Consider the following 13,952-nt stretch of genomic DNA (forward strand, 5'->3'; position numbering starts at 1 on the left):
CGTTGAGCGTGCGAGGAACGAGCGAGACGAAACGCCCACACCCCGCGCCCCCGTTCGGCCCGACGCGTATCGTCTCGGTCGCCGGGGCTCCCACGCTCAACGACCGCAACACCCCACCGGTCGTTGAGCGTGCGAGGAACGAGCGAGACGAAACGCGCCTGCGCATCTCAATGGCAGAGTGGGCGCATGGCCAACTCGCCCTCCGGCGACTCGATGACGTCGCGCATCGTGCGCGTGCTCGAGACGTTCACAGCCGAGCGCTCGATGCAGTCGGCCACCGAGATCGGACGGCGCGCAGGGCTCCCGTCGTCTACGGCGCACCGGATCGTCGACGAGCTCGTCGACGCGGGGCTCCTCGAGCGCGACGAGGACCGCCGCGTCCACCTGGGCCTGCGCCTGTGGGAGCTCGCCCTCCGAGGTTCGACCGCGCTCCGTCTGCGCCAGGCCGCGCTGCCCTACATGGAGCAGGTGCAGGCCCGCATCCGCGAGCACACGCAGCTCGCGGTGCTCGAGCAGGACGAGGCCCTCTTCCTCGAGCGCCTCTCGCACCCCGACGCCGGCGCGAACATCACCCGCATCGCCGGGCGCCTGCCGCTGCACGCCTCCTCGTCCGGCCTCGTGCTTCTGGCGCACGCACCCGCGGCGCTGCGCGAGCGCGTGCTCGCGGGCACGCTGCGCGCCCTCGCGCCGGAGACGGTGACGGATGCCGCACGCCTGCGTCGCCTGCTCGCCGAGGTCCGCCGCGCCGGGGTGGTGATCGCGCCGGGCTCGATCGAGGCGGTCTCGACCGGCGTCGCCGTCCCCATCCGCGATGCCGGAGAGGTGGTCGCCGCACTGTCGGTGGTGCTGCCGCGAGAGACCGAACCGGATGCCGCCGTCGCGGCGCTGCGCGAAGCCGCAGCGGGGATCGAGGCCGCGCTCCGGGCCGACCGCCGCTGACCTCGAAGGACGCGCGAGAGGAACGGACGAAGCGGCCGGTCCCCTCAGCTGAGTCGGGGAAGCGCGCGCCCTCAGTTGAGGAAACGCGACCTGCGCCCTCAGCTGAAGCAACCAGCGGCGCGCCCTCGGTTGAGGAAACGAGCTGAGATGAGGGAGGAAAGGGCGACAAGGCTCCTCATCCCGGCTCACGTCCTCATTTGAGGACGCCGGTGCTCAGTGATTTGCGACCGAGCCACGCTGCCCGCCGCGACGGGCTAGCGGCAGGCGGGGATGCCATCCCGATCAACGGGAATCCGATGCAACGCCGACGCACCGGGGCCACACTGGGCCGAGGCATCCGCTTCCGAACGTCGAAGGAGACGCTCATGTCCACGATCCGCACCCGAGTCGCCATCGTCGGCGCCGGGCCTGCCGGCCTCCTGCTCTCGCACCTGCTGGGGATCGCGGGCATCGAGTCCGTCGTCATCGACCAGCGCTCACGCGACGAGATCGAGACGACGATCCGCGCAGGCATCCTCGAGCAGGGCACCGTCGAGGTGCTCGACTCCTCCGGCGCCTCGAGCCGCGTGCGCACCGTCGGCAACCGCCACGACGGCATCGAGCTGCGCTTCGCGGGTGCCGGTCACCGCATCGACTTCGCCGAGCTCGTCGGCCGCGGCGTGTGGCTGTACCCTCAGCACGAGGTGCTGAAAGACCTCATCGCCGTGCGCCTCGGCAAGGGCCAGGACCTCCGCTTCGGCGTGACCGCGGTGCGGGTCGAGGACGCGGCGACCGCCCGCCCACGCCTCATCGCCACCGACGCCGACGGATCGCCGCTCGAGATCGAGGCCGACTTCGTCGTCGGCGCCGACGGCTCCCGCAGCGTCGTGCGCGAGGCGGTCACCGGCTCGCACACCGGCGGCTACTTCCGCGAGTACCCGTTCGCGTGGTTCGGCATCCTGTGCGAGGCGCCGCCGAGTGCCGACGAGCTGATCTACAGCAACTCACCCAACGGCTTCGCGCTCATCAGCCAGCGCAGCGCCACCGTGCAGCGCATGTACTTCCAGTGCGACCCGGATGCCGACCCCGGCGCCCTCAGCGAGGCGCAACTGTGGTACGAGCTGCAGTCGCGCGTACCCGGCACGACGCTGAAGGAGGGGCCTATCTTCCAGCGCGACGTGCTGCGGTTCCGAAGCTTCGTCGCCCACGAGCTGCTGAACAACCGCGTGGCACTCATCGGCGACGCCGCGCACACCGTGCCGCCCACCGGCGCCAAGGGCATGAACCTGGCCGTCGCCGACGTGCTCGTGCTCGAGCGCGCACTGCGGGCGCTGCTGCTCGAGAACGACGACCGGCTCATCGAGGCGTTCCCCGAGACGGCGCTGCACCGCATCTGGAAGGCGCAGCACTTCTCGTGGTGGATGACGAACATGCTGCACGTCGCACCCGACGCGTCGGACTTCGACCGCCTGCGCCAGCTCGGCGAGCTGCGTTCCGTCGTCGAGTCCGAGGCGGGGCGCCGCTTCCTCGCCGAGGCCTACACCGGGTGGCCTCTCGAGGGACTCGCCTGACCCCGGCGTCCCTCGCGCGCCCTCCCGCTCCTCCCGTCTCCGCACCCCTCAGGCAGTCCCGCACCCTCCCGCCCCACCCCGCTCACTCCACCCAGGTTCACTTGCGCTACACGTACGGGAATGAGCCCGGAAGCGTACGTTCAGCGCAAGCGAACACACCCGCCAGGCGATGACAGCTCCCGCCAGGCGCCTGCCGCTGAACGGGAATGGACGGATGCCGCGCGGCGGTCTCGGCTATAGTCGGGTGCCCATGGCCTCATCGTCGCGGACCGCACGACCCGAGCCGTCGCGCACGACCTCGATCGCGATGCTGCTCGTGGCCGTGTGCCTGGTCGCGGCGAACATGCGGCCGGCGATCACCGGTCTCGGCCCGCTGCTCGACCAGATCGGCGCCGACACCGGGATGTCGGTCTCGACGCTCGGAGTGCTCGCGGCCGTGCCGCTGATCGCGTGGGCACTGTTCTCACCGCTCGCCCACGACCTGAGCCGGCGGTTCGGGCAGCCGCGGGTGCTGATGTGGTCGCTCATCGTGCTGCTGGCCGGCACGCTGGTGCGCTCGATCCCGGGGCCGGTCGTCAGCCTCTGGGTCGGCACGGCGATCATCGGCATCGGCATCGCAATCATCAACGTGCTGATGCCCGCCGTGGTCAAGCGAGACTTCCCGACGCATGTCCCGGCGGTGACGGCCGCCTACACGGCCCTCCTCGCAGGCCTCGGCGCGGTGTCGTCGGGGGTCGTGGTGCCGATCTCGCACATCCCCCTCGGCGGCGATCCCGCCGGGTGGCGGTTCGCCCTCCTGGTGACGGGCGCCGCCCTGCTGCCGTTCGCGATCGTCGGGTGGTGGTGGGCGCACCGGGGCGCGGCGCACGCCCATGTCCGGGGTTCCGCGCCGCGAGGACGCACGGGCATCTGGAGCGACGCGACCGCGTGGCTGGTCGCCGTGTACATGGGGCTGCAGGCATCCATGTTCTACATGTTCGTGACCTGGCTGGCTCCGCTGTCGATGTCGATCGGCCGCACCGAGGTGGTCGCCGGCATCGACGTCATGGTCTACCAGCTGTTCTCGCTGGCCGGCTGCCTGCTGCTGCCGCTGATCCTGCGCGGCGGCCTGGAGCGATGGGCGCCGGCGCTCATCCCGTCGCTGGCGATCGTGGGCGTCGCGGGGCTCATGCTCGCGCCCGACGCGGTGCTGCTCTGGGCGTCGCTCATCGGGCTGACCGGCGGCGCGACCTTGGCGATGTCGCTGACGCTGATGGCGCAGCGGGCGCGCGATCACGACGCGTCGGCTGCTCTGTCGGGCATGTCGCAATCGGTCGGATACGTGATCGCCGCGTTCGGCCCTGTGGCCTTCGGCGCGCTCCACAGCCTCACCGGCGATTGGATCGCCTCGCTCGCGCTGGTGCTCGCGGTGCTCGCCGCGCTCACGGGCGTCGGGGTGTTCGCCGGCCGCGACCGCTACGTCCTCGAACGCTCCTGACCCGGCGTCGATTCGGGTGTCACGGCACGCGGCAACGCCGGGCGCGTTGCCACACATCGCGTCCCCCGAACGCCCGGCCAGCCGGAATGGATGCCGCGCCCCCGCGCCGTGGCTCGAGACGACGTCGCAGGTGCCCCGAACCCCGACACAAGGATTCGGGTGTCACGACACGCGGCGACGCCGGACGCGTTGCCACACAACGCGTCCCCCGAACGCCCGGGCTCACTCGCTGGGGAAGGCCAGCGCCCGCAGCAGTGCGCCCAGCGTCTCGCGGTCTTCGGCGCTCAGTTGACCGTGGACGCGCTCCTCGGCGGCGCGGGCGGACTCGCGCGCGGTCGCGACGAGTGAGCGCCCGGCATCCGTCGCCACGACGACGTTGGCGCGACGGTCGGACGGATCCGGCCGACGCTCGACGAGGCCGCGGGACTGCAGCTCATCCACGAGGCTGACGACCTGGCTCGGGTCGAGGCGGAGGAACTCCGCGAGCTCGCGCTGCGACGGGCGGGCGTCGCCCGAGGCGAGGACGAGCACCGAGTACGACCGTGCTTTGAGACCGTGCTCGGCGAGCGCCGCGTTCCCGGCGGCCAGCGCGATCGCATTCGCGCGGGCCAGCAGGAAGCTCACGTCGTCGGTCAGCGCCGACGACCGGAGCCCCTGGGGCGCGATGGCGTCGGCGGGTTTCGGCATGGCCACGATGCTAGTCCACTTCATGGAGGAACGGAATGATTGACTTCTTCAACGGTTAGGACTTCAATAGACCCGACACGAAGGAGTTCACGCATGTCTTCGCACGCCCCGCTCGACGGCAAGGTCGCCATCGTCACCGGCTCGGGCCGTGGCCTCGGCCTCGCCTACGCCCAGGAACTCGCACGCCACGGCGCCGCCGTCGTCATCAACGACGTCGACGATGCCACCGCCGCCGAGGCCGTCTCCACGATCGAGGCCGAAGGCGGCCGTGCCGTCGCCGTGGCCCTGCCGGTCGGCCCCACCGAGACCGCGAAGCAGCTTGTGCAGGCCGCCGTCGACACGTTCGGGCGGCTCGACATCCTCGTCACGAACGCCGGCGTGCTGCGCGACACCGTGCTCTGGAAGATGAGCGACGACGACTTCGACACCGTCATCAACGTGCATCTCCGCGGCACTTTCACCTGCGTACGCGAGGCCGCCACCTACATGCGTGCGAACGAGATCCCCGGCCGCATCATCTGCATCGGCTCGCCGACGGGTCAGCGCGGCAACTTCGGCCAGACCAACTACGCCGCCGCCAAGGCCGGCATCGTCGGCATGGTGCGCACGTGGGCGCTCGAGCTGAAGAAGGCGGGCATCACCGCCAACGCCGTGATCCCCGTCGCCGCGACCGCGATGACTGCGACCGTGCCGTACTTCGCCGCCGCCGTCGAGGCAGATGAGAAGGGCGAGCCGATGCCGGCGTTCTTCCGCCACGATCTCGGGTTCGGCACGTCGGACGACGTCGCGGGCCTCATCGCCTATCTCGCATCGGATGCCGCAGCCGCCGTCACCGGGCAGGCCATCGGCATCGGCGGCGACAGACTGCAGCTGTGGTCGCACCCCGAGGCCGTCGCGACCGCCTACCACGAGGGCGGCTGGTCGTACGACGATCTGTCGACCGGGTTCGCCGACGCCGCAGGCGAGCTGCAGCCGGTCGGCGAGAAGTTCCCGCCGCTGCCGGAGGAGCTGCAGCGCCCGGCGCCGAGCGGTCGTTGAGCGAGCGAAGCGAGACGAGACGCCCATGACCCGCTACGAACCCGCGATCGACGTCGACGCGCTCACGGCGATCGACGTGCACGTGCACATCGAGGTCGACCATCACGGTCACTCGTCGCTGCCCGACGACCTCCGGGACGCGGCGGCCAACTACTTCAGCACCGACGGGCCGAACCCCGACCTCGACGCCGTCGCTGCCCACTACCGGGAGCGGCGCATGGCGGCCGTGGTGTTCACGGTCGACGCCGAGACGAACCTCGGCCAGTCGCCGCTCTCGAGCGCCGACATCGCCGAGGGAGCCGCCCGCAACAACGACGTGCTCATCCCGTTCGGCTCGGTCGACCCGCTGAAGCCCTCGGCGGTAGACGACGCGCGCCGCCTCATCGAGGACCACGGCGTGCGAGGCTTCAAGTTCCACCCGACCGTGCAGGGCTTCGACCCCTCCGACGCGGCGCACTCAGCGCTGTACGAGACGCTGCAGGATGCGGGCGTCGTCGCGCTCTTCCACACCGGCCAGACCGGGATCGGCGCCGGACTTCCGGGTGGGCGCGGCCTGCTGCTCGGCCTGTCCAACCCGATGCTGCTCGACCCCGTCGCGGCGCGGTTCCCCGAGTTGCAGATCATCATGGCGCACCCGTCGGTGCCCTGGCAGGACGAAGCCCTGTCGGTAGCGACTCACAAGCACAACACCTGGATCGACCTGTCGGGCTGGAGCCCGAAGTACTTCCCCGAGCAGCTGGTGCGCGCCGCCAACTCGTACCTCAAGGACCGCGTGCTGTTCGGCTCGGACTTCCCGCTGCTCACCCCCGACCGGTGGCTGCGCGACGCCGAGCTGCCGACCGCCTCGGGCGCCGCGCGCTTCAAGCCCGAGGCGCTGCCCGGCATCCTCAAGGACAACGCGGTACGGCTCCTCGGGCTCGGCGGCTGAGATGCCGGCCCTCGAGGCGGATGCGACGTTCGGGTTCGACCCGTACGCGATCGCGGCCGCCCACCTGAGCCCCGCCGCCCGCGCGACACTCGGGCGGCTGCAGACCGCCTTGGACCGCGACATCCGCCCGCTCCTCGCGGACGCGTGGGAGACGGCGACCATGCCGTCCGAGGTGCTCGACGCGCTCATCCCGCTCGATCTCATGAAGCCGAAGGGGATGGATGCCGCCGAGGCTGCGTCGAGCGTCTACTCGGGTTTCCGCAACTACGTGCTGGCGCGCACCGACGTCTCGGTCGCCACCCTCTACAACGCCCAGTCCGGCCTCTTCCGCACGGCGATCGCCGTCGGCGGCTCGCCCGCGCAGGCGGCCGAGCTCGACCCGCGCGTGCGCAGCTTCGAGCTCAAGGGCGTGTTCGCGCTCACCGAGCCCGAGCACGGCTCCGACATCGCGGGCGGACTCGCCACCAGCGCGCGGCGCGTGGGCGACGGCTGGGTGATCGACGGCAGCAAGAAGTGGATCGGCGGGGCCGCGGCATCCGATGTCCTCGTCGTGTTCGCACGAGACGTCGACGACAGCGCCGTCAAGGCGTTCCTCGTCCCGACCGGTGCCGAGGGCGTCCTCCTCGAGACGATCGGCGGCAAGGTCTCGCTGCGGCCGATGCAGAACGCCCTCATCACGCTCGATGGGGTGCAGGTGGCCGAGCAATCCCGGCTGCAGAACGTGAACGGATGGGCGGACGTCGCCCGCATCCTGCGGGCCATGCGCGCCGACGTCGCCTGGATCGCCGCGGGGCTCCAGGCCGGCGCGCTCGACGCCGCCGTGCAGTACGTGCGCGAGCGGCACCAGTTCGGGCGGCCGATCGGCGGCTTCCAGCTCGTTCAGGAGAAGCTCGCCCGCATGCTCGGCAACTGCGTGGCGTCGCTCGCCCTCGTCGCGCAGCTGTCCCTTCAGCAGGACGGTTCCGCCGAGGTCGGCGGCGCCTTCGCCGACGAGAACTCGGCGCTCGCCAAGATGCAGACCGCCCGCCTCGCCCGCGAGACCGTCGCTCTCGGCCGTGAAGTGCTCGGCGGCAACGGCATCCTGCTCGAGCACGACGTCGCCCGCTTCTTCGCCGACGCCGAAGCCGTGTACTCGTACGAGGGCACGCACGAGATCAACGCCCTGATCGTCGGCCGCGCGCTCACCGGCGCGTCCGCCTTCACCTGATCGACGCCGGCTGCCGCCCCTGTCGAAGACCCCGAGCCAGACCCCACCGAAGGAGAACCCATGACCACCACCGTCGACTACGCCGACGTCGCCGGGCTCGCCGGCACCGACCTCGGCTGGACCGAGTGGCTCGAGGTCACGCAGGACCGCGTGAACCTCTTCGCCGACGCCACCGACGACCACCAGTGGATCCACGTCGACCCCGAGCGCGCGGCCGACGGTCCGTTCGGCGGGCCCATCGCCCACGGGTTCCTGAGCCTGTCGCTGACCGTGAAGTTCTGGTCCGAGCTGTTCGACGTCACGGGCGTGACCACGCGCGTGAACTACGGCCTCGATAAGGTGCGGTTCGTCTCGCCGGTCGCCGTCGGCGCCCGCGTGCGCATGAACGCCGTCATCGACGAGGTGACCGAGGTGCGCGGCGGCTACCAGTTCGCGGTCGATCAGACGATCGAGATCGAAGGCGGCGCGAAGCCCGCCGTCGTCGCGCGAGGCCTCTACCGCTTCTACGCCTGAGAGCGCGTTTCGTCTCGCTTCCCTCGCTCGACGACCGCAACCCGGTCGTCGAGCGAGGGAGCGAAGCGACAAAGACGAAACGCCGCACACCTCCTCGAAGGAGAGGACACCGCAACGATGCACACCCAGGGAATCGGGTTCTGGCTCGCCAAGCGGCGACTGAAGGACCCCGCCAAGACGGCGGTCGTCTTCGGCGACGACGAGCTGACCTATCGACAGCTGGCGGATGCCGCTGACCGCGTCGCCGCCGCGCTCTGGCATCGCGGCATCCGTCGTGGCGACGCCGTCGCCTACATCGGCGAGAACAGCCCGCAGTTCCTTCAGGTCATGTTCGGCGCGGCACAGTTGGGCGCCGTCTTCGTGCCGCTGAACACGCGGCTCGCCGGCCCGGAGATGCAGCACATCCTCGTCGACTCGGGTGCGCGCGCCGTCGTCCTCGACCCGGAGTTCTTGGACCGGGCGATGCCGGGTGTCGAGGCGGGGCGGATCGCCCATGTCATCGTGACCGGCGAAGGGCTGCCGGAGCACCCCGGCCTCGCACGCCTCGTCGCCGATGCTCCCGGCGGCCACACGGTGGCCGACGTCGGACTCGACGACCCCGCCGCGATCATCTACACGTCGGGCACCACCGGGCGTCCGAAGGGCGCCGTGCTGAGCCACGGCAACCTCACCTGGGTCGCCCTCAACTGCATCGTCGACTACGACGTCGTCTCGACCGACGTGTCGCTCATGATCTCTCCGCTGTTCCACGTCGCCTCGCTCGGAATGGGTGCGCTCCCGGTGATCCTGAAGGGCGCGACGCTCGTCCTCGAGAAGGGCTTCGAGCCCGGCCGCGCCCTCGCGCAGATCCAGCGCCACGGCGTCACGATGCTCAGCGGCGTGCCGACCACGTACCAGATGCTGGCCGACCACCCCGACTGGGCGGCGACCGACCTCTCGACGCTGCAGAAGCTCACGTGCGGCGGGTCGGCCGTGCCCACCCGCATCCTCAATGCGTACGAGGAGCGCGGCCTGTCGTTCTCACAGGGGTACGGCATGACCGAGACCTCGCCGGGCGCGACGTCGCTCTCACCATCGATGACCCGCGAGAAGCAAGGCAGCGTCGGCCTGCCGCATTTCTTCACCGATGTGCGCATCACCGACGAGCACGGCGACGTGGTGCCGCGCGGCACCGTCGGCGAGATCGAGATCTCGGGCCCCAACGTCTTCCTCGGCTATCACGGTCAGCCCGAGGCGACGGCGGCGGCGTTCACCGACGACGGGTGGTTCCGCTCGGGGGACCTCGGCTACCTCGATGCCGACGGCTACCTCTTCATCGCCGATCGCCTGAAGGACATGATCATCTCGGGCGGCGAGAACATCTATCCCGCCGAGGTCGAGAACCTCATCTCGGACATCGAGGGGATCTCGGGCGTGGCGGTTGTGGGCGTGCCCGACGACCGGTGGGGCGAGGTGCCGTGGGCGGTCGTCACCGTCAAGGAGGGTGCAGAGGTCGACACCGAGATCGTGCGCTCCCACCTCGACGGAGTGCTGGCGCGCTACAAGCTCCCCAAGAACGTCGTCGTGGTCGAAGAGCTGCCCCGCACCGCGTCGGGCAAGGTGCGCAAGGCAGACCTGCGCGCGCGCTTCGGGGAGAGCGGATGACGCGCGTCCCGCCGGTTCCGTCGCTCGTGCGGGCCTTCGAGGTGGTCGCCGACCTCGGCCCGCTCGAAGACCACGGCATGACGCGCGCCGGCCACCGGCGCATCATCCCGGTGGTCGGCGGCACGGTCACGGGCGACTTCACGGGCACGATCCTCGCCGGCGGCGCCGACTGGCAGACGTGCGGGCGGACGGCTCCATCGAGATCGACGGCCGCTACAGCGCGCGCGGCGACGACGGGTCGCTGCTGCACAGCCGTGCCCGCGGTGTACGCAGCGGCGATCCCGCCGTGCTCGAGGCCCTGCTGCGCGGCGACGACGTCGAGCCCGACGCCTACTACTTCCGCGCCGCGCTCACGCTGGAGTCCGCGTCCCGCCCCGAGTTCGAGCGCGCGGTCTACGTCGCGTCGTACATCCGCGAGGCGAGCCGCGTCCGGTACGTCGCGTACCGCCTGACCTGACGCCTCTGTCCCGGTAGGAAGCGCGAGCGCCCCACACCGACGTCCTGCGCCGGGCTCAGTGCGTTTCGTCTCGCTCGTTCCTCGCTCGCTCAACGACCGGGACCGTCGAGCCCGGTCGCCTCAGCCGACGAGCGCGGCGAAGTCGCGGACCGCGGGGAAGGCGAACTCGCGGTGGCGCTGCGTGAACAGCTCCGCCGAGCGGTCGGCGGGCCAGTCGTCGCCCATGTAGGGCCGCGGAAGGCGGGGGTCGGCACGCAGCAGGGCGAGCCAGTCGGCGACCAGCAGCGTGCGCGCGGTGAGCGGGGGAAGATCGGATGCCGCGTCGTCACGCTCCCAGTGCGAGATGAACTCGTGGTGCGCCTCGCGGATGCGCTCGACGTCCCACGCGACCCGCACCGCCTCGACCATCGGGAACCCGTCGAGCTCCGCGGCCGAGAAGGCGTTGACCGACCCCGGCGGCAGGTCGGGGATGATCGCCCCGAGCGCCGCGGCGAGGTCGACGGCTCCGGGCGCGATCCACAGCCCGTCGCGGAGCACCGCGAAGCCCGACCACGTCAGCGCGGCGCGGAGGCGGTGGCGCAGGTCCCGCAGGTGCTCCGGCACCGTGTAGGTGACCAGGGTCCAGCCGTCGCCCTGGGGTTCGAACGGCGCCGGGCCGTTGACGCGACCGGATGCCTCGCGCAGCACCTCGCTGCCGTGCCCGGTGAGCACGAACCCGATCTCACGACCCAGGCGCCGGCGCTCCAGCAGCCCGCTGTGCACCATGCGGTCCAGGTTGGTCCGCACCGCGGACGCGGCGACCCCGGCGCTCTCGAGCGCGCCGATCAGCACGCTGGCGCGGAGCGGCTCGAAGTACCGGTCGCACACGTACTCGCCGAAGAACGCCAGCAGCAGCTGCCGCGGCTTGCGCGTGAGCACCGACGTCTCGACCGCCGGGAGCGCCGACACCGCGACGGCGGCCTTGGCGGTCGCGATGCTCACGCGGCCTCCGGGCGGACGGCCTCGCCGCGCTTCGCGCGCTGGATCTGCTCGTACACATGGGTGCGCAGCTCGGTGAAGCGCGGCAGCGCGCGCGTCGTGATCTGATCGCGGTCGGGCGCCAGGTCGATGGCGAGGTCCTCCTGCACCCAGGTCGGCGACTTCGACAGCACGATCACGCGCTCGCCCAGGTACACCGACTCGTCGATGTCGTGCGTCACGAACAGGATCGACATCCCGCGCTCCCGGTGGAGCGTGCGCACCAGGTCTTCGAGGTCGGCGCGCGTCTGGGCGTCGACCGCGGCGAAGGGCTCGTCCATGATCAGCACCTCGGGCTGGTACGCGACGGCGCGGGCGATCGCGACGCGCTGCTGCATGCCGCCGGAGAGCTGCCACGGGTAGCTCTTGGTCGCGTGCTCGAGCCCGACGGCGGCCAGAGCGTCGTCGACGAGCCGATCCCGGTCGGTGCGGCTGAGCTTCTTGTGCTTCAACGGCAGTTCGACGTTGCCGCGGACGGTGAGCCAGGGGTACAGGCTGCGGCCGTACTCCTGGAAGACCAGAGCCATGTTGGGCGGCGGCCCGGTCACCTTCCGGCCGCCGAGCTCGATGACCCCCGACGTGGGCTTCAGCAGGCCGGCGATGCACTTCAGCAGCGTCGTCTTGCCGCACCCCGACGGGCCGACGATGCACACCAGCTCACCGGCATCCATCCGGAATCCGATGTCGCCGATCGCCTCGACGTTGCCGGTCGACGACTCGTACACCTTGCGCAGCTGCTCGACGTTCAGCAGCGGCTCACTCTTGCGCAGCGCGTCACGCACGCTCCACCTCCTTGATTCCGTGATACCAGCGAAGCACGCGCCGCTCGACGAACCCGAAGATCACCGCGAGCATGACGCCGATGAGGCCGAGCAGCACGATGCCGCTCCACATCTCGGCGATGAGGTAGTTGCGCTGGAAGTAGACGATTCGATAACCCAGGCCCGAGGACGAGAAGAACATCTCGGAGATCACCATCAGGATGAGCGCGATCGAGAGGCACTGCCGCACACCCGTCATGATGCGCGGGCTCGCCGCCGGAAGCACCAGGTAGCGCAGCCGCTCACCCGAGGTCACCGCGAACGACCGTGCGGTCTCGGTCATCACCGAGTCCGTCGCACGGACGCCCTCGATGGTGTTCAACAGCACGGGCCAGATCGCGCCGGCGACGATCACGACGACCTTCATGAGGTCGTTCGCGCCGACGAGCACGGCGACGATCGGGATGAGCACGGGTGGCGGCACCGCGCGGAAGAACTCGAACACGGGCTCGAGCAGCTCTCGCAGCCACTGCACCAGGCCGATGACGATCCCCGCCGCGATACCGAGGCCGACCGCCAGCACGATGCCGATCGCGAGCCGGCCGAGGCTGGGCACCACGTCGTCGAAGAACGCCGGTCCCACCCAGGTCTCGACGAACGCCTCGGCGATGACGAGCGGGCTCGGGAAGAACGGGGCGGGCGAGACGGACGACCAGATGCCCCAGATGACGAGCAGGAGGATGGGCAGCCCGAGCGCGTACGCGGTGTTCTCGCCGAACTTCGCCCAGACCCGGGACGGGCGGCGGGGCGTGACGACGGTGCTCGTGTAGAGGGTCACAGGACCTCCTCCCCTCGGATGGACTGGTGCCACGACAGCGACCGGCGCTCGATCGCCCGGAAGATGAGGTTGACGAGGAGGCCGAGCATGCCGGTCACGATGACGAGGGCGTACACCGTCGTCCACTGCCCGGACTCGCGGGCCAGCATGATGGCGCGCCCGAGCCCGGGAATGCTGATGAACATCTCAGCGGTGATGGCCAGGATGAGCGCGACGGTCGCCGCGAGCCGGAGGCCCGTCATGAGGTACGGCAGCGCGGTCGGGAAGACCAGGTTCACGATCCGCGATCCCCGCGACAGCCCGAAGCTGCGAGCCGTGTCGCGGGCGACGGCGTCCACGTCGGCGACGCCGTAGAGCACCTGGATGAACACCTGCCAGAAGCTCGCGTAGACGATGATGAGGAGCGCCGCCTGCAGCTGGTAGCCGAACATGAGGATCGCGAGCGGGATGAGCGCGACCGACGGGATCGGCCGCAGGAACTCCACCGTGGTGTGGGTGGCGCGGCGGAGGAACGGCACCAGGCCGATGACCGTGCCGAGCACCACGGCGAGCACCGTCGCGATCACGAGGCCCAGCGCCCACGACGTCAGCGTGCGGCCGACGTTGCGCCAGAACTCCAGATCTCCGAACAGCACGAACAGCTGCGCGATCGTCTCGGTCGCGGTGGGGAAGTACGCCGGGTTCACGATCCCGAGCGTCGGCAGCAGTTGCCAGGTCGCCAGGAACCCGATGATGCCGGCCACGCCGAGCACGAGCTTGCGCACGGTGCGGTGCTGCCGGGCGCCGGGCGTCGTGGCGGCGATCGCGGGAGCGTCAGCGGTGGCGGTCACGGTGCCTCCGTTCGGTGCGGTCAGGGGCGTGCGGGCGGGTGCGAAGTCTCACGGCCGAGGACGCGG

Annotated in this window: 13 protein-coding genes and 1 pseudogene; 9 read left to right on the top strand and 5 right to left on the bottom strand. The window is 70.8% G+C overall.

Annotated elements, in window-relative coordinates; all coding sequences use genetic code 11:
* Nucleotides 1–186: 186 nt before the first annotated feature.
* The 3 genes from MRBLWS13_RS11420 (at nt 187) to MRBLWS13_RS11430 (ending at nt 3,966) form a co-directional block, all read left to right on the top strand.
* Complete coding sequence (locus MRBLWS13_RS11420; protein WP_349425495.1) at nt 187–939, top strand: IclR family transcriptional regulator; 753 nt, start codon at nt 187–189, stop codon at nt 937–939.
* A gap of 365 nt (nt 940–1,304) precedes the next feature.
* A complete protein-coding gene (locus MRBLWS13_RS11425; protein WP_349425496.1) occupies nt 1,305–2,489 on the top strand; it encodes a 4-hydroxybenzoate 3-monooxygenase in 1,185 nt (394 codons plus the stop codon).
* Between the two features lie 250 nt (nt 2,490–2,739).
* Nucleotides 2,740–3,966 carry an MFS transporter gene (locus MRBLWS13_RS11430; protein ID WP_349425497.1) on the top strand — a complete coding sequence of 409 codons (1,227 nt, stop codon included), beginning with the start codon at nt 2,740–2,742 and terminating at the stop codon, nt 3,964–3,966.
* A 222-nt stretch (nt 3,967–4,188) separates the two neighbouring features.
* On the opposite strand, the gene MRBLWS13_RS11435 is transcribed toward MRBLWS13_RS11430, so the two are convergent.
* Nucleotides 4,189–4,653 carry a MarR family winged helix-turn-helix transcriptional regulator gene (locus MRBLWS13_RS11435; RefSeq protein WP_349425498.1) on the bottom strand — a complete coding sequence of 155 codons (465 nt, stop codon included), beginning with the start codon at nt 4,651–4,653 and terminating at the stop codon, nt 4,189–4,191.
* A 93-nt stretch (nt 4,654–4,746) separates the two neighbouring features.
* Between MRBLWS13_RS11435 and MRBLWS13_RS11440 the strand changes: the two genes are divergently transcribed.
* The 6 genes and pseudogenes from MRBLWS13_RS11440 to MRBLWS13_RS11465 all read left to right on the top strand — a co-directional run bounded on the left by MRBLWS13_RS11440 (nt 4,747) and on the right by MRBLWS13_RS11465 (nt 10,440).
* Complete coding sequence (locus MRBLWS13_RS11440; protein WP_349425499.1) at nt 4,747–5,691, top strand: SDR family NAD(P)-dependent oxidoreductase; 945 nt, start codon at nt 4,747–4,749, stop codon at nt 5,689–5,691.
* A gap of 25 nt (nt 5,692–5,716) precedes the next feature.
* A complete protein-coding gene (locus MRBLWS13_RS11445) occupies nt 5,717–6,619 on the top strand; it encodes an amidohydrolase family protein (protein ID WP_349425500.1) in 903 nt (300 codons plus the stop codon).
* 1 nt (nt 6,620) lies between these two features.
* Entirely contained in the window at nt 6,621–7,826 is a 1,206-nt protein-coding gene (locus MRBLWS13_RS11450; protein ID WP_349425501.1) for an acyl-CoA dehydrogenase family protein, read from the top strand.
* A gap of 60 nt (nt 7,827–7,886) precedes the next feature.
* A complete protein-coding gene (locus MRBLWS13_RS11455) occupies nt 7,887–8,339 on the top strand; it encodes a MaoC family dehydratase (protein WP_349425502.1) in 453 nt (150 codons plus the stop codon).
* Between the two features lie 117 nt (nt 8,340–8,456).
* Nucleotides 8,457–9,983, top strand: a complete 1,527-nt coding sequence (gene menE / locus MRBLWS13_RS11460; protein ID WP_349425503.1) for an o-succinylbenzoate--CoA ligase — start codon at nt 8,457–8,459, stop codon at nt 9,981–9,983.
* 77 nt (nt 9,984–10,060) lie between these two features.
* Nucleotides 10,061–10,440: pseudogene (locus MRBLWS13_RS11465) on the top strand (DUF3237 domain-containing protein).
* Nucleotides 10,441–10,560: 120 nt separating this feature from the next.
* On the opposite strand, the gene MRBLWS13_RS11470 reads toward MRBLWS13_RS11465, so the two are convergent.
* From MRBLWS13_RS11470 to MRBLWS13_RS11485, 4 genes are read right to left on the bottom strand one after another with little or no spacing between them, the layout of a single operon-like run.
* The gene (locus MRBLWS13_RS11470; RefSeq protein ID WP_349425504.1) at nt 10,561–11,421 is read right to left on the bottom strand and encodes a PaaX family transcriptional regulator C-terminal domain-containing protein; all 861 of its coding nucleotides are present in this window, start codon (nt 11,419–11,421) and stop codon (nt 10,561–10,563) included.
* Nucleotides 11,418–12,239, bottom strand: coding sequence for an ABC transporter ATP-binding protein (locus MRBLWS13_RS11475; protein WP_349425505.1), 822 nt, complete (start codon nt 12,237–12,239; stop codon nt 11,418–11,420). Before MRBLWS13_RS11475 ends, MRBLWS13_RS11470 begins: the two co-directional genes overlap by 4 nt.
* Nucleotides 12,232–13,056, bottom strand: a complete 825-nt coding sequence (locus MRBLWS13_RS11480; RefSeq protein WP_349425506.1) for an ABC transporter permease — start codon at nt 13,054–13,056, stop codon at nt 12,232–12,234. The genes MRBLWS13_RS11475 and MRBLWS13_RS11480 overlap by 8 nt, the downstream gene beginning before the upstream one ends.
* On the bottom strand, nt 13,053–13,886 hold the full coding sequence (locus MRBLWS13_RS11485; RefSeq protein ID WP_349425507.1) for an ABC transporter permease: 834 nt from the start codon (nt 13,884–13,886) through the stop codon (nt 13,053–13,055). The genes MRBLWS13_RS11480 and MRBLWS13_RS11485 overlap by 4 nt, the downstream gene beginning before the upstream one ends.
* Nucleotides 13,887–13,952: the final 66 nt, after the last annotated feature.

The organism is Microbacterium sp. LWS13-1.2 (genome assembly GCF_040144835.1).
In the GTDB taxonomy this organism is placed as follows: domain Bacteria; phylum Actinomycetota; class Actinomycetes; order Actinomycetales; family Microbacteriaceae; genus Microbacterium.